Genomic DNA, 18,796 nt, shown 5'->3' with positions numbered 1-18,796 from the left:
ACAAGATGATGGAAATACGCATATTTCGCCAAAATGATTATGAAGAGGTGCTTACGCTGTGGGAACGCTGTCAATTGAATGAAATTTCAGGTGATCCTGAATTAGATATTGAGCGTAAACTACAGTGCGGTGCCGATCTTTTCCTTGTCGCCGAGGTATCGGGTGAAGTGGTCGGAACCATTATGGGGGGCTACGATGGAATTCGTGGTACCGCTGTGTATTTAGCTGTACATCCTGAATTTCGCGGGCGCGGTATTGCTAATGCGTTAGTGAGTCGTTTAGAGAAAAAATTGATTGCCCGTGGTTGTGGCAGAATCGAATTGTTGGTCAACGAAGAGTCTGATTCGGCAATCTGCATGTTTGAAAAAATGTTGTATGAAGAAGAGCAAGCTGAGCGTTTGATCTATTCAAAAAGATTGACTCACGAAGTGGATTTCTAAACTGCTGGTGATTATTTTCTTGAAGGTTTGGCTAAACAGCGTGAATCTTTTATGAAATGGACGGTCTCAGTATGCATTATATGACCCGCTAAAGAGGATGATATGTCCCAAAACGTATTCGTAACCCTATTTAAAGTTTCTCTACTTGGTGGCGCGGTGATGCTATCGGGTTGTGCTGGTAAAAGCCTATTTTCACCATCCACATGGTTTCATAGCCCTCTAATGATTTCAGAAGCGGGCGTGGGGGCAATCACAAGTCTGACGCCAATGGAACGTGATGTGATTAATAATCAACTTGATGACCGCTATGCCATACGTGGTGGCATGCAGCTTGAAAATGGAGAAATGGTTTCGGTGTTTCAAGCTATGAAAGATTTAGACGTTGAAGTCGAAGTCTTTGGTCCTGAAAAAGGCACCGTATCTCGTATTGTCGTGAATGATCCTGATATGCTCACTGAATGGGATACCCAAATTGGTACTGAGTTTAGCGACATTTACCAGAAGGCCTACGGATCATGTTCCTTAGGGGAAGCGGTTGATAATGTACCGACAGTACTGTGTGTTGCACCGCAAAGTAGCAAAGTGGTTTATAAATTCAGCGGAAAATGGCAAGGTCCTGAGAATTTAATGCCGGCCGATGAAGTGTTGAAAACATGGAAAGTGTCGCAAATTATTTGGCATAAATAAGTTACTTAGCTAAAATTTTGGACAAAAGGCCGTAAGTTATTCGATTTAATAGGCAATAACTTACGGTTATAATCTACTGATAATATTGCTATTTATTCTTTTCTCTCGTCAGACCCTTCTAATATTTCCTAGACTGGCCAACTCTTGCGTTAAAACAAGGTGAAAATCATTATTAATGCGATAAACTAATTTAAAGTATAGGTTTGTGTAATTTATTCATTCTAAGGGGTTTATGCATGTCTCATTCCCAAAGTGGTATTTTGAAGGAACATAGTCGTTTTGGTATTTTTATTGAAGCCATGGTGACCGGGTCGCTCGAAGAGGTGAAATCAGGGTGCAAGATTTTTGTTGATGAATTAACCAAACTACAAGCAAAATTCCCTGATGATCGTCTTGGTGCAGTGATTGCATTTGGTTCAGATGTTTGGAAGCAGCTCGGACACTCAGCTGTTTCACCAGAATTAAAGCCATTTCGCACGCTCGGCAAAGGACTAGCGCCTGCGACTCAGCGCGATATGTTTATTCATATTCAATCATTACGTCATGATATTAACTTTTCTCTGGCGCAAGCCGCGCTAAAAGCATTTGGTTCATCCATTGAAGTGGTTGAAGAAATTCATGGTTTCCGTTGGGTTGAAGATAGAGATTTAAGCGGTTTCATTGATGGTACAGAAAACCCTCAAGGCGAAGAAATTGCTGAAGTGACGTTGATTAATCAAGGCGATGACATTGGTGGTAGCTATGTCATGGTACAACGCTATGAGCATGACCTGAAAAAATGGTCTCGTTTCTCTGAACATGAACAAGAGAAAATGATTGGTCGAACTAAACACGATAGCGTTGAATTAGACGAAGATGCACGTAATAAAACATCTCACGTTTCTCGCGTAGTGATTGAAGAAGAGGGCGAAGAGCTTTCTGTGATGCGCCATAGCCTGCCATACGGCACAGCAAGCGGTAAACATGGTTTATTCTTTATTGCCTACTGCGCAACCATCCATAATATTGAACAACAATTGCTGAGCATGTTTGGTGAAACTGATGGTAAATATGATGATCTGCTGCGTATGACGAAAGCCGTTTCTGGTAGCTATTACTACGCGCCATCAATTGAAAGATTATTATCCCTATAATCTTATCGCGATAATTCAAGCTGTCGCGGATAGCGGCAGCTTGAAAGCGTTTACTGATCGGTTTTTTGGAGTTCTTTACGTGCTGCGGCAGCAATGAATCCACTACGGCTTCCATACTCGGGATTGGCTTTAACTAGCGTATCAATACGATGCAGTAAGCGATGAGGTAGCGTAATATTAATCCTTTCTGCACGTCCATCATATTTATCCATGTCGATATCAACGAATAACCAAAGACCATTTTGATATTCATCTTTTGTACGATTTAGATGCTCTTGCTGAGATTTTGGCTCAGGAATTTCAAACCCCTTTTCACTTAATAATTCAAAGTGGGCATCGAGTGCTGATTTTGCATCAGTGTAAGCATTTTCAATATTGTCGCCAGCAAAAGTACAACCTTCAATATCTGGAAACCAACCACTCGCACTACCATCATGATCAATTTCAATAAAGGCTGGGTATAGCATGTTTTGTCTCCATAAAGATAGCGCTCGGAGCGTGTTAAAGAGCGCGTCTTTAATTAATGTTTCAGTTTAGCCGCCTTAAGGATTTGATTAAGTGTGCCTATCTTTAAATCCTTTCGAGGATGCGGGACTGTGATAACAATTGAAAAGTCTGGATGAGAAAATTGGTGATGACTTCCTTTAACTCGCTCTAATTTCCATCCATTATTTTCTAACAAATTTATCAGCTCCGAACTTTTCAAGATCCCTCCATTTCGTCAACTGACATACACACGATACACACCGCAATTAGGTTTGGCAAGTATGCATGTTTATTCTTAACGTTTTATTCTAGGCTTAAATGAACCTTCCTCATTACATTAACATCTTAAATTTCCTCTGAATTTTATGGCTTATTGCTATAACCTCTTTGTTATTCCAACTTGATATATCAAAAGATGATTGATAACTACAAAGTTATAACCAAAACATATACATTGTTTTTTAGATTATGTTTGGGTTTAGTCACGAGTAGGGATCATATGAAAAAATCAATTTTTAAAAATACAGGCTTAGCGAGTTTGGCGATGTTTTCGTTAATGAGTAGCGCATCCCTGACGGCGGCTGAATTACTGAATAGTTCCTATGATATTTCAAGAGAGCTATTTGCGGCGTTAAACCCTGAATTTGAAAAGCAGTGGGCGCAGGAAAACCCTAATGATCCACTGACAATCAAGCAGTCTCACGCGGGCTCATCGAAGCAAGCGTTGGCCATTTTGCAAGGGCTAAAAGCGGATGTGGTGACGTTTAACCAAGTGACTGATGTGCAAATTCTCCACGATAAAGGGCAATTAATCCCGGCAGATTGGCAAGCGCGTTTACCGAATAATAGCTCCCCTTATTATTCGACAATGGCGTTTTTAGTTCGTAAGGGCAATCCGAAAGGCATTAAAACGTGGGATGACCTTGCACGCAGTGACGTGAAACTGGTGTTTCCAAACCCTAAAACGTCGGGAAATGGTCGCTATACCTACCTTGCCGCATGGGGAGCATTTAACCAAGAAAATGGTAAAGATAGCCCAAAAACGCGTGAAAAAATGCAGCAATTCCTGAAAAACGTTGAAGTGTTTGATACGGGTGGTCGTGGTGCAACAACCTCATTTATCGAGCGAGGGTTAGGGGATGTTTTAATTAGCTTTGAATCTGAAGTGAATAACATCCGTAGCCAATATGGCGAATCAGACTACGAAGTGATTGTGCCTCCGGTCGATATTTTGGCGGAATTCCCAGTCGCGTGGATTGACAAAAATGTGCAAAAAAATGGCACAGAAAAAGCGGCAAAAGCCTACTTAAATTACCTCTACACCCCCGAGGCACAAAATATTATTACTCGCTTTAATTACCGCGTGAATGACAAACAGGTGATGGAAGCGAATAAAAGCAAATTCCCGTCAACTCAGCTGTTTACGGTGGAATCACAATTTGGCAATTGGAACAATGTGATGAATGACCACTTTTCGACGGGAGGGGAATTTGATCAACTTATGGAACAAGGTCGTCGTTAATGCGTAAATCAGGAAAGCGGTTTTTACCCGGTTTCGGACTGACGTTAGGTAGTAGCTTGTTTTTCGTCTGTTTGATTTTGTTATTGCCTTTAAGCGCTCTCGTGGTGCAGCTTTCCGATATGACATGGCAGCAGTATTGGGCTGTGATCAGTTACCCTCAAGTGGTTGCTGCTTATAAAGTAACTTTATTGGCGGCTCTGGTCGCAAGCCTATTTAATGCGGTTTTTGGCATGTTGCTGGCATGGATTTTAACGCGTTATCGCTTTCCTGGTCGCTTGTTCCTAGATGGATTGGTGGATTTACCTTTCGCGCTTCCTACGGCGGTCGCTGGGCTGACTCTTGCGACCTTATTTGCCACATCGGGCTGGTATGGACAGTATCTGCATCAGTTCGATATCAAAGTGGTAAATACTTGGTTAGGTATCGCCGTCGCGATGGCTTTTACCAGCATTCCTTTTGTGGTCAGAACGGTTCAGCCTGTACTGGAAGAGTTAGGGCCTGAATACGAAGAAGCTGCACAAACGCTAGGTGCAACACGCTGGCAAACGTTCCGCCGTGTTGTATTACCTGAAGTTTCTCCTGCACTAATAGCGGGAACCGTTTTATCTTTTACACGCAGCCTTGGTGAATTTGGGGCGATTATTTTTATCGCCGGAAACATTGCGTGGCAAACGGAGGTGGTCTCCTTAATGATTTTCAGCCAATTGCAGCAGTTTGATTACCCTGCCGCTAGTGCGATTGCCTCGGTAATTTTAGCGGTATCACTGCTTCTTTTATTCACGGTGAATGTAATCCAAAGCCGCTTTGGTAAACGCTTAGGAGGGCATTAATGGGACAAGTCACACCATTTCCAGTCACTCAACGCAGAAATATCAACTGGGGAAAATGGGCACTCATTGGAATTGGGCTATTTTTCTCGGTATTGCTGCTGGTGGTGCCAATTATCTGGATTTTTATCACGGCATTTGAGAAGGGATTAGGTGAAGTACTCGTCAACTTAAGCAACCCAGACATGCTCCATGCCATCGGGTTAACGATTCTTATCGCGTTGATCACAGTGCCTGTTAACTTGGTTTTTGGCGTGATGTTGGCGTGGTTGGTGACGCGTTTTCAGTTTCCAGGGCGCCAGTTGTTATTGACCTTAGTTGATATTCCTTTTGCGGTTTCGCCGGTCGTGGCAGGGCTACTCTATTTACTCTTTTACGGTTCGAATAGTTGGTTTGGTGGCTGGTTAGAAGGCTTTGATATTCAGGTGATGTTTTCATGGCCGGGAATGGCGTTAGTGACTATTTTTGTGACATGCCCATTTGTCGTCAGGGAGCTAGTGCCATTGATGCTAAGTCAGGGAAGCCAAGAGGACGAAGCAGCAACATTATTGGGTGCGTCAGGTTGGAAAATGTTTTGGCGAGTCACTCTGCCAAATATTCGCTGGGCGCTGCTTTATGGCGTGGTATTAACCAATGCGCGTGCCATTGGCGAATTTGGTGCGGTGTCTGTGGTATCGGGCGCTATTCGTGGTGAAACTTACACATTGCCTCTGCAAGTTGAGTTGCTTCATCAAGATTACAATACGGTAGGTGCGTTCACGGCTGCGGCTATTTTAGCGTTATTAGCGATTATTACCTTGATTGTGAAAAGTGCTTTGCAATGGCATTTAAGCCGGCAGCAAACTGAGTCAGGAGTCCATTAATTATGAGTATTGAAATTAATCATGTTGGTAAATTGTTTGGTAAAACATCAGTGCTGAACAATATTTCATTGGATATCGGCTCAGGGGAAATGGTGGCATTGTTGGGGCCATCTGGCTCTGGGAAAACCACCTTGTTGCGGATTATTGCGGGGCTAGAGCAACAAAGCCACGGTTCGTTACGTTTCCATGGTCAAGATGTAAGCCAAGTCCATGCGAAAGATAGGCATGTCGGTTTCGTTTTCCAGCATTATGCGCTATTTCGCCATATGACGGTATTCGAGAATGTGGCGTTTGGTTTGACGGTATTACCTCGAAAACAGCGACCCTCAAAAGCAGCGATTAAGCAAAAAGCAATGGCGCTGCTTGAGATGGTGCAATTAGCCCATTTGGCTGAGCGTTTTCCTTCTCAGCTTTCTGGTGGACAAAAACAGCGGGTAGCATTGGCAAGAGCATTAGCGGTAGAGCCGCAAATTTTGCTGTTAGACGAACCGTTTGGTGCACTAGACGCGCAAGTGCGTATTGAATTACGTCGTTGGTTGCGTCAGCTTCATGAAGAGTTGAAATTCACGAGTGTATTCGTGACTCATGACCAAGAGGAAGCGATGGAAGTTGCAGATCGCATAGTCGTGATGAGCCAAGGGCATATTGAACAAGTCGGTACTCCAAATGAAATTTGGCAATCACCGGAAACGCGTTTTGTGCTTGAATTCATGGGGGAGGTTAACAAAATCCCTGGACAGATCCGCGGTTCACAGTTGCAGATAGCGAACTTTACCTTCCCACTCGCGCAGGTTAGTGCTCAGCAAGGGGAGGTCGATGTATTTATTCGCCCTTGGGATATTCGTTTGCAGAAAGAAAGGGATGAACAACACCAATTGCCAGTAAGGATCATTGAATCAGGCCCTCGCGGCCATTTTTGGCAATTAACGGTGCAACCTTTAGGTTGGAGTGAGGAAACCTTGTCCGTAGTATGGCAGGATGCGCGTACTGTTCCTACAAGGGGCGAAAATTACTACCTCGGCAGCCAACAAACACAAATTTATCAGGGTAAAGAGCCATTATTTTTCCCCTCTCTAGCTAAAAGCGCGTAGATTAATAAGGGATGATTGATTTTAGAATTAATTGTTAATTATATTATCAATCAATAAAAAATTATTATAAGGAAAAACACAGTGTCAACGTTGGAACAGTTTATTGGTCATACGCCGTTGGTTCGCTTGCAACGTCTAACGGAAGGTTTGGATGCTGAAATCTGGGTAAAGCTTGAAGGAAATAACCCTGCCGGTTCAGTAAAAGATAGAGCGGCATTTTCGATGATCAACGAAGCCGAAAAACGCGGGGAGATCAAACCGGGAGATACGCTTATTGAAGCCACCAGTGGCAATACAGGGATCGCTTTAGCGATGATTGCTGCGGTGAAAGGTTACAAACTGAAGCTGTTAATGCCGGATAACATGAGCCAAGAGCGTAAAGCGTCTATGCAAGCTTATGGTGCAGAACTTATTTTAGTGAGTACGACAGTAGGAATGGAAGGGGCGAGGGACTTAGCTCAAGAGATGGCAAAGCGAGGCGAAGGGAAGGTTTTAGACCAATTTAATAACCCTGATAATCCTTTAGCCCATTTTAAAACTACAGGACCCGAGATCTGGCAACAAACAGCAGGGCGAATTACCCATTTTGTGTCTAGTATGGGGACAACAGGCACCATCACTGGCGTGAGTCGTTACTTAAAAAGCCAATCACAAGATGTGGAAATTGTGGGCTTACAACCCGCTGAAAAGAGCCAAATCCCAGGGATTCGCCGTTGGTCTCCAGAATATTTACCGGGGATTTTTGACAGCGAATTAGTGGATACTGTACTCGATATTAATCAGCAAGAAGCTGAAGACACGATGCGCGCTTTAGCAAAACGTGAAGGTATTTTTTGTGGTGTAAGTTCAGGTGGTGCGGTAGCGGGTGCGTTACGAGTAGCAAAAGAGAACCCTCATGCCGTGATTGTGGCGATTATTTGTGATCGTGGTGACCGCTATTTGTCGACAGGTGTTTTTGATAAATAAACGTTTGTTGATAGAACGTCTAGAAAATAGAACCCAACAAAAAACCACCAGGGCAAAAATGTCGCTGGTGGTTTGTTATTAAGCTGCTTTTTAAGGTTTAGCGCAATTATTTCTTAATACGCATAATGACTGTTTCACCCACAGTCACGGTACCGCTTAATTTATTCAGCTCTTTGATCTCGTCCATATTTGAAATAACAACTGGAGTCAGAACTGATTTTGCTTTTTCTTCTAACAGGGCTAAGTCAAACTCAATGACAACGTCGCCTTTTTTCACAGATTGACCTTCTTCTGCGATACGTTTAAAGCCTTCGCCTTTGAGTTCAACAGTATCAATACCGAAGTGAACAAACAGTTCGATACCATCATTAGATTCAATAGAAAACGCATGGTTAGTTTCAAAAATTTTACCGATTGTACCATCAACCGGAGCCACAATTTTGTTGCCAGAAGGCTTGATAGCAATACCGTCACCAACAATTTTTTCTGCGAACACAACGTCTGGTACATCTTCAATATTGACTATCTCGCCTGATAATGGCGCGATGATTTCAATATTGCCACTGCTACTCTTGTCTTCCGAAACTAGTGATTTCAGTTTGTCAAACAGACCCATGGACCTTCTCCTAATCGTTTTATATGGGACCGAACTAATGTGCTGCTGTTAGCATAACGTTTTTTCTTGGATAAAGGTATCGACAAGTTTCATCAATTCATCGGCTGTTGGTTGAGCAAGTGCTTGTTCCGCTAGCGCTTGAGTATCTGCAAAATTCGCATTACGAATAAGCTTTTTGATACGAGGAATTGAGATTGCGCTCATACTAAATTCGTCCAGCCCCATGCCTAACAGCAATAAGGTCGCACGTTCATCACCTGCTAATTCACCACACATACCCGTCCATTTACCTTCCGCGTGAGAAGCGTCAATCACTTGTTTAATCAAGTTCAAGACGGCTGGAGACATCGGATTATAAAGGTGTGAAATCAGCTCATTACCACGGTCAACCGCTAAAGTGTATTGAGTGAGATCATTCGTCCCAATACTAAAGAAATCAACTTCCTTCGCCAAATGATGTGCAATGACTGCCGCAGCTGGCGTTTCCACCATAATACCGACTTCAATCGCTTCATCAAAGGCTTTGCCTTCTTCTCGTAGCTGCTCTTTAAGCATCTCAAGTTCTGCTTTCAGTTCTCGAACTTCTTCGACAGAAATAACCATCGGGAACATGATACGCAGTTTACCAAATTTAGACGCCCTTAAAATAGCTCTTAATTGAGAGTGTAGAATTTCTTTGCGGTCAAGACAAATACGAATTGCACGCCAGCCAAGGAATGGGTTCTCTTCCTTCGGTAAGTTCATGTAAGGTAAGTCTTTATCACCACCAATATCCATTGTACGTACAATCACTGCTTGGCTGCCCATGGCTTCTGCTACAGCTTTATACGCTTGGAATTGCTCTTCTTCTGTTGGCAGAGCGTCTCTGTCCATGAATAAGAATTCAGTGCGGTATAGACCCACACCTTCTGCGCCATTACGCTCAGCACCTGCGACATCACGCACAGTACCGATGTTTGCACAGACTTCAACTTGATGACCGTCTAAGGTCATTGCTGGTAAATCTTTTAATTTCGCCAGCTCTTCTTTTTCTTGTAGGTATTCATTTCTGAAGGCTTTCAGCTTATCAATTTCGCTTTCAGATGGATTGAGGTAAATGGTGTTGTTCACGCCATCTAATACAATAAAATCACCGCTTTTCACTTTGCTGGTCGCATCGGTGGTACCGACAATCGCAGGAATTTCCAGTGAACGAGCCATGATAGAGGTATGGGAAGTACGACCACCGAGGTCAGTGATAAAACCTAATACTTTGTCTAAGTTTAACTGAGCAGTTTCGGATGGAGTTAAATCAGGGGCAACTAAAATAACTTCTTCGGTGATTGCGCTTAAATCGACAATCGGCATATTAAGAATATTTCTGAGCAGGCGTTTACCAATGTCACGTACGTCAGCGGCACGCTCTTTCAGATATTCGTCATCTAATGCTTCTAATGCTTGAGCTTGGTCTTCAATGACTGAGTAAACCGCCGCATCCGCGGTTTTTTTATCGCCTTTGATGAGAGAAATAATTTCTTGCTCTAATTCTTCATCTTCCAGCAGCATGATATGACCTTCAAAAATCTCAGCTTTTTCCGCACCAAGATTTTTTTCTGCTTTATCTTTGATAAGGCTAAGCTGCTCAGCTGATTTGTTACGTCCATCAATGAAGTTTTGGATCTCTTTATCAATTTGCTCGTCAGTGATTTTACGGGTGCTGACAACAATAGGATCTTCTTTGAGGATGAGAGCCTGACCAAAAGCAAAACCTGGGGATACTAAAATTCCTGAAATCATAATATTACCTTACTACTGATAGGAGATTTGATGTTGCAGAGACAACAGTAGATATAAGTGATTAAGCAGGTGTCCCCGAATAAATTATTCAGGGACAGGGAATTATTACGTTAAAACAAGATGGCAAAGTGAAACGTTATTCTAATTCGCCCATCAGTTTAACTAAAAATTCAACTGCTTGTTGCTCATCTTCACCTTCAGCAGAAATGGTGACTACGGTGCCTTGGGTTAAACCTAATGTTTGTAGTTTGAACAGGCTTTTTGCGCTAGCTGACTTGCCGCCTGAACTCAGAGTAATGTCTGAAGTGAACGCTTTTGCTTCTTTAACGAATTGAGCCGCAGGACGAGTATGTAAACCGTTAGGTGCTGTAATAGTAACTTCTTGCTGGAACATAATATTTCCTCAGTGATTTTAAGATTTTTATGATGACACAGCCTATTGTAGATGAAATATGCTGAGCATGCGTATAATTTAGATTATCAACGATTCATTTGGTTTTCTACTTTGTTTGGTATCAACCAAATTATCATTTATTTAGCTTAAATTTCACACAACGCTTTTAGTGGGTATTTTGCCATTCAATAGATGAGTGACTAAAAAATGATTAATTTCGAGGTGTGAAATAATTACTATGTTTAATACTAAATGCCGGATAATAAATCATCCCAATCCGTGCTAATCTATGATCTCACCCACAAAAAAAGCACCTAATTGGTGCTTTTTTAACGTAATGTTAACCTAACAATCATTATTCGGCATTAATATCTGCAAACAGTGCGGTGGATAAGTAACGCTCTCCTGAAGATGGAAGAATGACCACAATATTTTTGTCTTTATATTCTGGTAGTGCAGCAAGTTTAGCGGCTGCCGCAATCGCAGCACCCGAAGAAATACCCGCCAGAATACCTTCTTTTTCCATTAACTCACGAGCGGTTGAAATTGCTTCGTCATCAGTAATTTGCAGGACTTTATCAATAATAGAAAGGTCTAAGTTGCCAGGGATAAAACCAGCACCGATTCCTTGGATTTTATGGGGGCCCGGCTTAATTTCTTCACCCGCAAGAGCTTGAGTGATTACTGGGGAAGTTGCGGGTTCAACGGCAACCATCACCACATCTTTTTTCCCTTTTGTCTGCTTTAAATAGCGTCCAATACCTGTGATAGTCCCGCCAGTTCCAACACCAGAAACAACGACATCCACGTTGCCATCAGTATCATTCCATATTTCAGGCCCGGTCGTTTTCTCGTGAATGGCTGGGTTGGCTGGGTTACTAAATTGCTGTAATAGCAGATACTTACTTGGGTTGCTGTTGACGATTTCTTCCGCTTTCGCAATAGCGCCTTTCATACCTTTGGCGCCTTCAGTCAGGATTAAATTAGCGCCAAGGGCTTTTAGAAGTTTACGGCGTTCTACGCTCATGGTTTCTGGCATGGTCAGCGTTAGTTTATAACCACGAGCCGCGGCCACGTAAGCGAGGGCAATCCCCGTATTTCCGCTTGTTGGCTCAACCAGTTCTTTATCTTTTGTCAGGATGCCTTTTTTCTCTGCATCCCAAATCATGTTCGCGCCCACACGGCATTTCACGCTGAAGCTTGGGTTACGAGATTCCACTTTTGCCAAAATATTACCGTTGCCAAAATGCTGTAAACGCACTAATGGAGTATTTCCAATGGTCAACGAATTATCTTCATAAATTTTGCTCATGGGACATCCTTAAAATTAACGGTTAGCCAAGAATTAGGTGTGTTTTCAAAATTGAATATGAATTCAACATACTCGAACATCTGATTATTGCAAATATGATTTAACGCTAGAATATAACCATGGGTTATTTAAAATTGCATTATTATAACTAAGATGGAATGTTTGATATCGGGCGAATTTGAGAGTAGGAGCAGTGGAGAAGGATATGCAGATAGGTACCTGCATATCCCTAGAAAGCGTTAGTTTTGATGAGGGCTAATAGCGAGCATAACGAGCGCGATAACGGTCAATCCACATTAAGGTTGCGCCACAAACTGCAACCGGCATGATGACTAAATTCAAAATTGGGATCATCATTAATAAGCTGACGGCACCACCAAATTGAACATTATTCACTCGGTCTTTTGAGAGTGCTTGCTTCATGTCGTTAAACCCAACTCGATGGTTATCAAATGGGTAATCGCAATATTGAATAGACATCATCCAAGCGCCGAACAGGAACCATAAAACGGGTGCAACAGTTTGTCCAATACCGGGAATAAAGAACAGCACCAATAACACGATGGCTCGTGGCAAATAGTAAGCAATTCGCACAAATTCGCGTTTAATCATGCGCGGTACATCTTTTAGCAATTCTGCCATTCCCGTATCAGGTGCAGGCTTACCGGTCAATTCAGCTTCTAAATGCTCTGATAGCCAGCCGTTAAACGGAGCCGCGATGATGTTGGCAATCGTGCTAAAGAAATAGCTGAAAATCAGTAAGATAGAAATGACGGCAACAGGCCAAATCAGATAGTCAAGCCATTGTAGCCAGCTAGGGATGTAGCTCATAACCTGCTCAATCCATCCGCCAAGCTTGCTGTATAACCACCAAAAAGCGCCACCAAGCAGCAGAATGTTTGCTAATAGGGGTAAAATAACAAAACGCTTAATGCCAGGACGAGTGATTAGTCGCCACCCTTGTGAAAAGTAATAAAAACCAGAGTGATTTTTTTGTGGCGAAAATGTCGATTGGGTCATACTTCTTATTATCTCCTTTGCGGGTGAGCATGTATCATATAGGTATGAAATTACACTGACTAGTGATAATTTTGTTTAAAAAAGCAGCAAACGAAGGCGGAATATTCTCTTTCTTGTAAGAAAATCGTTCTGAGGGTTGCACTTAGAGCAATTGAGAAATAATCTTAAGGTAGTTTCCGCCGTGATGGCATCATTATTCATCAACTAGAGATAGCAGCGATGCAGGATTTGCGTCTAATATTAGTGGTCGTAGGTGCGATAGCCATTGTCGCTTTATTACTGCATGGTTTATGGACCAGCCGTAAAGAGCGCTCTAAGTTATTTCGCGACAGACCTGTAAAACGTAGAAAGAATGACACGCAGGAAAGTTCATCAGAATATGATGATTCTGCTCTGTTTACTGAAAATCAACCGGTACAAAAAGCCGCTGTTGAAGATCAGCCTATCTATATGGTGAAAGAGGAGCCGCGTGCTGAGCCTGTCTCTCAACCCCATACAATTCAACGTGACGCTGAGCCTGAGTTTAATTTAACTGCGGAGCACTCACCACAGCCTGCTTCAAAGCCAGTTAAACCAACAGCTTCTGAGCCTGTGTTTGCTCCACATGTTGATAATCGCCATGCCCCTGAGCAATTGACGATTAATATGGCAGATGAAGCTGATTTACAAGAGCATGTTTCAGAACCTGTACGCATTCATACAGAGCCGAAAATCCATGTTTCTGCACAGCCAGAGTCTGTACCACAAGTCTCTGCTCATCAAGAAGCGGTACAACCTGTGGCTCAACCTCATAGTGAAGTAGAGCATGAAGCACCAAGTGCATCAGTAGAAAAAGCGGCAGTTGCAAGTGAAAAAGAAATTGTTCTGGTACTGCATGTTGCAGCGCATCACGGGCAGGTTCTTGAAGGTGAAGCATTACTGCAAAGTATTCTTCAAGCGGGCTTCCAGTTCGGTGCCATGAATATCTTCCACCGTCACGTTCATCCAGCGGGATCTGGTCCAGTATTATTTAGTCTGGCAAACATGGTGAAACCAGGATCATTTGACCCAGAAGCTATGTCTGATTTCACCACACCGGGCGTCTCTATCTTTATGATGGTGCCGTCTTATGGTGAAGCTAGCCAGAACTTTAAATTAATGCTCCAAGCGGCACAACGTATTGCATCAGATGCAGGTGGTGTTGTGTTGGATGATGAACGAAAAATACTGACACCTCAAAAAATAGAGGTGTATCATGCAAGAATTCGAAATACATTAAGTTAATTAAAACCCCCGACTCAGGGGGTTTTTTATATCTATTGGTGAAACATGACGACGAAACAAATCCCAGACGCACTCACGCAAAAAATAGACGCGCTAAAACAACAATTGCGCCATCACGAATACCTCTATCATGTTATGGATGCGCCAGAAATTCCTGATGTGGAATATGACAAACTGATGCAGGAACTTAAAAGCCTGGAAGCGCAGCATCCAGAACTGATCACCACAGATTCTCCAACCCAGCGTGTGGGTGCAGCACCATTAGCTGCATTCGATACAGTTCGCCATGAAATTCCCATGCTCTCTTTAGATAACGTGTTTGATGAAGAAAGCTATCTCGCATTTGATAAACGCGTGAAAGACCGACTGCATAACCACACTGAATTAACATTTTGCTGCGAACTCAAATTAGATGGTTTAGCCGTCAGCTTGCTGTATGAAAATGGTGAGTTAGTTCAAGCAGCTACCCGTGGTGATGGTACTGTTGGTGAAAATATCACGGCTAACGTACGCACGATCAAAGCGATTCCGCTGCGTTTACGGGGGGATAATATTCCTGCCCGTGTTGAAATTCGTGGTGAAGTTTTTATGCCTCAAAAAGGCTTTGAGGCCATGAACGAAGAAGCGCGTAAAACGGATGGTAAGATTTTTGCTAACCCACGCAATGCGGCGGCGGGTTCCCTTCGCCAGTTAGACCCGCGTATTACAGCTAAACGCCCATTAACCTTCTACTGCTATGGTGTAGGGCTGGTGGAAGGCAAAACATTGCCAGATACCCATTACGAGCGCTTGATGCAATTTAAAGCGTGGGGGCTGCCAGTGAGTGAGCATGTACAGCTACGTGTTGGTTGCCAGCAAGTGCTCGATTTCTATCACCATGTTGAAAAAATTCGCCCGACGCTCGGTTTTGATATCGATGGTGTCGTGATTAAAGTGAATGATATTGCCACTCAAGAAGAATTAGGTTTTGTTTCCCGGGCACCACGCTGGGCAACGGCGTTTAAATTCCCAGCTCAAGAGCAAATCACATTACTAAAAGATGTCGAGTTCCAAGTGGGGCGCACAGGGGCGATTACGCCCGTGGCTCGATTAGAGCCAGTGCAAGTTGCGGGTGTTGTGGTGAGTAATGCCACACTCCATAACGCGGATGAAATTGACCGTTTGGGTGTTCGCATTGGGGATACTGTCGTGATCCGCCGAGCAGGGGATGTTATTCCTCAAATCGTGAGTGTCGTGCTGGATAAACGCCCTGCGGATAGTCGTGAAATTCTGTTCCCAACCCATTGCCCAGTCTGTAATTCAGATATTGAGCGTATCGAAGGGGAAGCGGTGGCTCGCTGTACAGGTGGGTTAACCTGTGGCGCTCAATTAAAAGAATCACTGAAACACTTTGTTTCTCGCCGTGCGATGGATGTCGATGGGATGGGGGATAAAATTATTGAGCAGCTGGTCGACGCGGAATATGTGAAAAATGCGGCGCAGCTCTATCAATTATCAGCGGGTAAATTAACCGGCCTAGAACGAATGGGACCGAAATCTGCACAAAAACTCATTGATGCGCTCGAAAAATCCAAACAAACGACACTGGCTCGCTTTATCTATGCATTAGGGATCCGTGAAGTGGGTGAGGCGACAGCGGCGAACCTCGCAGCACATTATGCATCATTAGATGCGGTGATGGCGGCGGATGAAGAATCACTGAAAACCGTTCAAGATATTGGTGAAGTGGTGGCAAAACATGTGGTGCATTTCTTCCGCGAAGAGCACAATCGCCAAGTTATTCATGATTTACTGACCATCGCGAACATCCACTGGCCTGAAGTGAAAGTGATTAACAGTGCTGACATCGATAGCCCATTTGCTGGAAAAACAATCGTACTTACTGGATCGATGTCAACGCTTTCTCGCGATGAAGCTAAGGATAGATTGATTGCCTTAGGCGCGAAAGTCGCGGGTAGTGTATCGAAAAAAACTGACTTGGTGATTGCCGGTGAAGCGGCGGGTTCAAAGTTAGCGAAAGCGACAGAATTGGGGATAAAAGTCATTGATGAAGAAGAATTAATTCGTTTGCTGAATATCTAATCGTGACCTATATTTAATGCGCAATGCCATTATCGTCCGTCGTGATAATGGCATTTCTTATTTTCTGGCTAACATTTTTACAGTTGTTATTAATGTGTTACTCATGAAACGTGATCTGGTCGTGACTTTTGAAAGATAGGCTGAGTCAGTTTTCATATTAATGTGACGTTAATCTCATTTAAATGTTGTCTATTACATAGAATATGCGCATAGACTGATTCGTAACTTTGTTGGAGTCAAATATGACCTCGATCCTGCACTTTATTTTATCCATCGTCATCATCGGCGCTCTCGCTATTTTAGCGAGTAGTAACCGTAGAGGGATCCGCCCTCGCTATGTTATTCAATTACTTGTGATCCAAATTGCACTCGCTTACCTGTTCTTAAAATCAGGTATCGGTGAGTCTTTCGTTCTTGGTGTTGCTGGCGTATTTACCCATTTATTGGGTTATGCGGCAGAAGGGACCAAATTTATCTTTGGCGGAATGATTGAAGGCAACTTAGCATTCTTCTTCCTACAAGTATTGTGTCCAATTATCTTTATCTCTGCACTGATTGGTATTTTACAGCACATTAAAGTCCTGCCTTTCGTTATCCGCATCATCGGTACGGTGCTGTCGAAAGTAAACGGCATGGGTAAACTTGAGTCATTCAACGCAGTAAGTTCATTACTGTTGGGTCAGTCAGAAAACTTTATTGCCTATAAAGACCAATTAGGCAGCATGTCAGAAAGAAGAATGTACACCATGGCGGCAACGGCGATGTCTACCGTTTCAATGTCCATCGTGGGTGCATACATGACCATGTTAGATCCAAAATATGTGGTTGCCGCTTTGGTCTTAAACATGTTTGGTACATTCGTGGTGTTATCGCTGATCAACCCGTACCCACCAGAAGGGGAAAAAGAGATCCAAATGCGCAGCCTGCATGAAGGTCAAAGCTTCTTCGAAATGCTGGGTGAATATATTCTTGCTGGGTTTAAAGTTGCGATTATCGTTTCTGCGATGCTGATTGGTTTTATCGCCCTGATTGCGATGGTTAACGGAATCTGCTCTGCTATTTTCAATGTTAGCTTCCAAACTATGCTGGGCTATGTGTTCTATCCATTTGCTTGGATGTTAGGTATCCCTGCGAATGAAGCGTTACAAGTTGGCGGTATCATGGCAGTGAAAATGGTGACCAACGAATTCGTGGCAATGGATGGCTTAAAAGCCGTAGCATCGGGTTTATCTGACCGCTCTGTGGGTATCTTATCTGTATTCTTAGTGTCATTCGCTAACTTCTCTTCCATCGGTATTATTGCTGGTGCTATTAAAGGGTTAGATGAAAAACAAGGTAATACCGTTGCACGTTTTGGTCTGAAATTACTGTACGGTTCAACGCTGGTAAGCTTCTTATCTGCTGCGGTGGTTGGATTAATCCTGTAGTCATTACGATAAAAAGTGTTACAGTGAGAAACGGCATTCAGTGAATGCCGTTTTTTTTATATCTAAAACAAGAGCGGATAAATGGAAAAACAAGACTTACTCGATATAGCCAATACATCGATGCCATTTGGTAAATATAAAGGTTGTGTCCTGATTGATCTTCCTGAGGAATACTTGCTGTGGTTTTATAAAAAAGGGGAGTTTCCTGCAGGGCGATTAGGGGAATTGATGGAGATAACTCTTGGGCTGAAGATAGAAGGGCTAGATAGCATTGTTAAGCCCCTAAAACGAAAGTAAGGGTTAGAGGCTTAATCGATAATTAAAGCGTATTAAGCAGGCTGTTGGCGGCATCTATACCCGATTGATAAGCACCGTGTACGGTACCAGCTCCTGATAGTGCTAAATGTTCTCCTGCAAAGAAAACTTTGTTATCAATAGGCTGTTTTAATTGGGCAATTTGATCCGCTGAATAGTTAGGTGCGGGGTAGCTAAACGAGCCATAAGCGTAAATATCTTTTTCCCACTCGGTTTTTATCAGCTGTATAGGTGCGGGTACATTATCAAATACCTTACTGAGCGATTGTTGCAGTTCATGCCATGCGGCGTATTCATCACACTCTTCAAGCCATTTTGCGGACAACCCACCAAATAAAAACAGCAACGTTGGTTTTTGGTAAATCGCGCTTACATCCATAAAATTTAGCCAATAATCAGACTCATGAATATACATACTATTGACGTTGTTGAGTGAATTTTTACGCCAAAAAGCCTGTTCAAAGGTGACAAATAACTTGTTGAATACACCGAAACCTAACTGATGAATAGCTTCTTGAGTTTTTTCAGGCAGTGCAGGCGTAAAATGAATTTTGTTTTTCTTCAACACCCCTAGCG

General features: G+C 43.0%; 20 protein-coding genes. 12 read left to right on the top strand and 8 right to left on the bottom strand.

What is annotated here, in order from left to right; all coding sequences use genetic code 11:
• Positions 1-8 precede the first annotated feature (8 nt).
• From GKR71_RS04040 to GKR71_RS04030, 3 genes are all read left to right on the top strand, one after another.
• Positions 9-440, top strand: coding sequence for a GNAT family acetyltransferase (locus GKR71_RS04040; RefSeq protein WP_036949558.1), 432 nt, complete (start codon positions 9-11; stop codon positions 438-440).
• Positions 441-542: 102 nt separating this feature from the next.
• The gene (locus tag GKR71_RS04035) at positions 543-1,127 is read left to right on the top strand and encodes an RpoE-regulated lipoprotein (RefSeq protein ID WP_108478546.1); all 585 of its coding nucleotides are present in this window, start codon (positions 543-545) and stop codon (positions 1,125-1,127) included.
• Positions 1,128-1,363: 236 nt separating this feature from the next.
• On the top strand, positions 1,364-2,260 hold the full coding sequence (locus tag GKR71_RS04030; protein ID WP_036949519.1) for a Dyp-type peroxidase: 897 nt from the start codon (positions 1,364-1,366) through the stop codon (positions 2,258-2,260).
• 50 nt (positions 2,261-2,310) lie between these two features.
• Here GKR71_RS04030 and GKR71_RS04025 read toward each other — a convergent pair whose 3' ends face one another.
• Both GKR71_RS04025 and GKR71_RS04020 read right to left on the bottom strand, forming a co-directional pair.
• Entirely contained in the window at positions 2,311-2,727 is a 417-nt protein-coding gene (locus GKR71_RS04025; protein WP_036949521.1) for a type II toxin-antitoxin system HicB family antitoxin, read from the bottom strand.
• Between the two features lie 53 nt (positions 2,728-2,780).
• Positions 2,781-2,966 carry a type II toxin-antitoxin system HicA family toxin gene (locus GKR71_RS04020; RefSeq protein ID WP_071992125.1) on the bottom strand — a complete coding sequence of 62 codons (186 nt, stop codon included), beginning with the start codon at positions 2,964-2,966 and terminating at the stop codon, positions 2,781-2,783.
• A 279-nt stretch (positions 2,967-3,245) separates the two neighbouring features.
• Here GKR71_RS04020 and GKR71_RS04015 point away from each other — a divergent pair, with 279 nt between their 5' ends.
• The 5 genes from GKR71_RS04015 (at position 3,246) to cysM (ending at position 8,015) form a co-directional block, all read left to right on the top strand.
• Positions 3,246-4,268, top strand: coding sequence for a sulfate ABC transporter substrate-binding protein (locus GKR71_RS04015; RefSeq protein WP_036949523.1), 1,023 nt, complete (start codon positions 3,246-3,248; stop codon positions 4,266-4,268).
• Complete coding sequence (cysT, locus tag GKR71_RS04010; protein ID WP_036949525.1) at positions 4,268-5,098, top strand: sulfate/thiosulfate ABC transporter permease CysT; 831 nt, start codon at positions 4,268-4,270, stop codon at positions 5,096-5,098. Before GKR71_RS04015 ends, cysT begins: the two co-directional genes overlap by 1 nt.
• On the top strand, positions 5,098-5,958 hold the full coding sequence (cysW, locus tag GKR71_RS04005; RefSeq protein WP_036949527.1) for a sulfate/thiosulfate ABC transporter permease CysW: 861 nt from the start codon (positions 5,098-5,100) through the stop codon (positions 5,956-5,958). The genes cysT and cysW overlap by 1 nt, the downstream gene beginning before the upstream one ends.
• A gap of 2 nt (positions 5,959-5,960) precedes the next feature.
• Positions 5,961-7,049 (top strand): sulfate/thiosulfate ABC transporter ATP-binding protein CysA, encoded by a 1,089-nt coding sequence (gene cysA, locus GKR71_RS04000; RefSeq protein WP_036949529.1) that lies wholly within the window; start codon positions 5,961-5,963, stop codon positions 7,047-7,049.
• An 81-nt stretch (positions 7,050-7,130) separates the two neighbouring features.
• Complete coding sequence (gene cysM / locus GKR71_RS03995; RefSeq protein WP_108478548.1) at positions 7,131-8,015, top strand: cysteine synthase CysM; 885 nt, start codon at positions 7,131-7,133, stop codon at positions 8,013-8,015.
• A 106-nt stretch (positions 8,016-8,121) separates the two neighbouring features.
• Here cysM and crr read toward each other — a convergent pair whose 3' ends face one another.
• The 5 genes from crr to cysZ all read right to left on the bottom strand — a co-directional run bounded on the left by crr (position 8,122) and on the right by cysZ (position 13,133).
• On the bottom strand, positions 8,122-8,631 hold the full coding sequence (crr, locus tag GKR71_RS03990) for a PTS glucose transporter subunit IIA (RefSeq protein WP_154633963.1): 510 nt from the start codon (positions 8,629-8,631) through the stop codon (positions 8,122-8,124).
• A 48-nt stretch (positions 8,632-8,679) separates the two neighbouring features.
• Positions 8,680-10,407: a phosphoenolpyruvate-protein phosphotransferase PtsI gene (gene ptsI / locus GKR71_RS03985; RefSeq protein ID WP_036949533.1), complete on the bottom strand. Its 1,728-nt coding sequence runs from the start codon at positions 10,405-10,407 to the stop codon at positions 8,680-8,682.
• Positions 10,408-10,543: 136 nt separating this feature from the next.
• Complete coding sequence (gene ptsH / locus GKR71_RS03980) at positions 10,544-10,801, bottom strand: phosphocarrier protein Hpr (RefSeq protein WP_006658608.1); 258 nt, start codon at positions 10,799-10,801, stop codon at positions 10,544-10,546.
• Positions 10,802-11,156: 355 nt separating this feature from the next.
• Positions 11,157-12,113 (bottom strand): cysteine synthase A, encoded by a 957-nt coding sequence (cysK, locus tag GKR71_RS03975; RefSeq protein WP_036949535.1) that lies wholly within the window; start codon positions 12,111-12,113, stop codon positions 11,157-11,159.
• A 255-nt stretch (positions 12,114-12,368) separates the two neighbouring features.
• Complete coding sequence (cysZ, locus tag GKR71_RS03970) at positions 12,369-13,133, bottom strand: sulfate transporter CysZ (protein WP_154633962.1); 765 nt, start codon at positions 13,131-13,133, stop codon at positions 12,369-12,371.
• Positions 13,134-13,352: 219 nt separating this feature from the next.
• On the opposite strand from cysZ, the gene zipA reads away from it, so the two are divergent.
• The 4 genes from zipA (at position 13,353) to GKR71_RS03950 (ending at position 18,202) form a co-directional block, all read left to right on the top strand.
• Complete coding sequence (zipA, locus tag GKR71_RS03965; protein ID WP_036949539.1) at positions 13,353-14,396, top strand: cell division protein ZipA; 1,044 nt, start codon at positions 13,353-13,355, stop codon at positions 14,394-14,396.
• A gap of 45 nt (positions 14,397-14,441) precedes the next feature.
• A complete protein-coding gene (gene ligA / locus GKR71_RS03960) occupies positions 14,442-16,478 on the top strand; it encodes an NAD-dependent DNA ligase LigA (protein WP_154609819.1) in 2,037 nt (678 codons plus the stop codon).
• 242 nt (positions 16,479-16,720) lie between these two features.
• Positions 16,721-17,905, top strand: a complete 1,185-nt coding sequence (locus tag GKR71_RS03955) for a NupC/NupG family nucleoside CNT transporter (RefSeq protein ID WP_036949543.1) — start codon at positions 16,721-16,723, stop codon at positions 17,903-17,905.
• A gap of 81 nt (positions 17,906-17,986) precedes the next feature.
• On the top strand, positions 17,987-18,202 hold the full coding sequence (locus GKR71_RS03950) for a DUF3820 family protein (protein ID WP_108478551.1): 216 nt from the start codon (positions 17,987-17,989) through the stop codon (positions 18,200-18,202).
• 22 nt (positions 18,203-18,224) lie between these two features.
• On the opposite strand, the gene GKR71_RS03945 is transcribed toward GKR71_RS03950, so the two are convergent.
• Positions 18,225-18,796 (bottom strand): flavin monoamine oxidase family protein (locus GKR71_RS03945; RefSeq protein WP_195848959.1); only part of this gene is annotated, 572 nt, incomplete at its 5' end.

The organism is Providencia sp. wls1922, from assembly GCF_009706505.1.
Lineage (GTDB): Bacteria > Pseudomonadota > Gammaproteobacteria > Enterobacterales > Enterobacteriaceae > Providencia > Providencia lanzhouensis.
This window is presented reverse-complemented; position numbering and strand designations above follow the sequence as displayed.

What these genes read in the sequence shown, in the direction of transcription:
- GKR71_RS04040 (WP_036949558.1), top strand. Translation starts at nt 9, where the DNA reads ATGGAAATACGCATATTTCGCCAAAATGATTATGAAGAGGTGCTTACG.
- GKR71_RS04035 (WP_108478546.1), top strand. Translation starts at nt 543, where the DNA reads ATGTCCCAAAACGTATTCGTAACCCTATTTAAAGTTTCTCTACTTGGT.
- GKR71_RS04030 (WP_036949519.1), top strand. Translation starts at nt 1,364, where the DNA reads ATGTCTCATTCCCAAAGTGGTATTTTGAAGGAACATAGTCGTTTTGGT.
- GKR71_RS04025 (WP_036949521.1), bottom strand. Translation starts at nt 2,727, where the DNA reads ATGCTATACCCAGCCTTTATTGAAATTGATCATGATGGTAGTGCGAGT.
- GKR71_RS04015 (WP_036949523.1), top strand. Translation starts at nt 3,246, where the DNA reads ATGAAAAAATCAATTTTTAAAAATACAGGCTTAGCGAGTTTGGCGATG.
- cysT (WP_036949525.1), top strand. Translation starts at nt 4,268, where the DNA reads ATGCGTAAATCAGGAAAGCGGTTTTTACCCGGTTTCGGACTGACGTTA.
- cysW (WP_036949527.1), top strand. Translation starts at nt 5,098, where the DNA reads ATGGGACAAGTCACACCATTTCCAGTCACTCAACGCAGAAATATCAAC.
- cysA (WP_036949529.1), top strand. Translation starts at nt 5,961, where the DNA reads ATGAGTATTGAAATTAATCATGTTGGTAAATTGTTTGGTAAAACATCA.
- crr (WP_154633963.1), bottom strand. Translation starts at nt 8,631, where the DNA reads ATGGGTCTGTTTGACAAACTGAAATCACTAGTTTCGGAAGACAAGAGT.
- ptsI (WP_036949533.1), bottom strand. Translation starts at nt 10,407, where the DNA reads ATGATTTCAGGAATTTTAGTATCCCCAGGTTTTGCTTTTGGTCAGGCT.
- ptsH (WP_006658608.1), bottom strand. Translation starts at nt 10,801, where the DNA reads ATGTTCCAGCAAGAAGTTACTATTACAGCACCTAACGGTTTACATACT.
- cysK (WP_036949535.1), bottom strand. Translation starts at nt 12,113, where the DNA reads ATGAGCAAAATTTATGAAGATAATTCGTTGACCATTGGAAATACTCCA.
- cysZ (WP_154633962.1), bottom strand. Translation starts at nt 13,133, where the DNA reads ATGACCCAATCGACATTTTCGCCACAAAAAAATCACTCTGGTTTTTAT.
- zipA (WP_036949539.1), top strand. Translation starts at nt 13,353, where the DNA reads ATGCAGGATTTGCGTCTAATATTAGTGGTCGTAGGTGCGATAGCCATT.
- ligA (WP_154609819.1), top strand. Translation starts at nt 14,442, where the DNA reads ATGACGACGAAACAAATCCCAGACGCACTCACGCAAAAAATAGACGCG.
- GKR71_RS03955 (WP_036949543.1), top strand. Translation starts at nt 16,721, where the DNA reads ATGACCTCGATCCTGCACTTTATTTTATCCATCGTCATCATCGGCGCT.
- GKR71_RS03950 (WP_108478551.1), top strand. Translation starts at nt 17,987, where the DNA reads ATGGAAAAACAAGACTTACTCGATATAGCCAATACATCGATGCCATTT.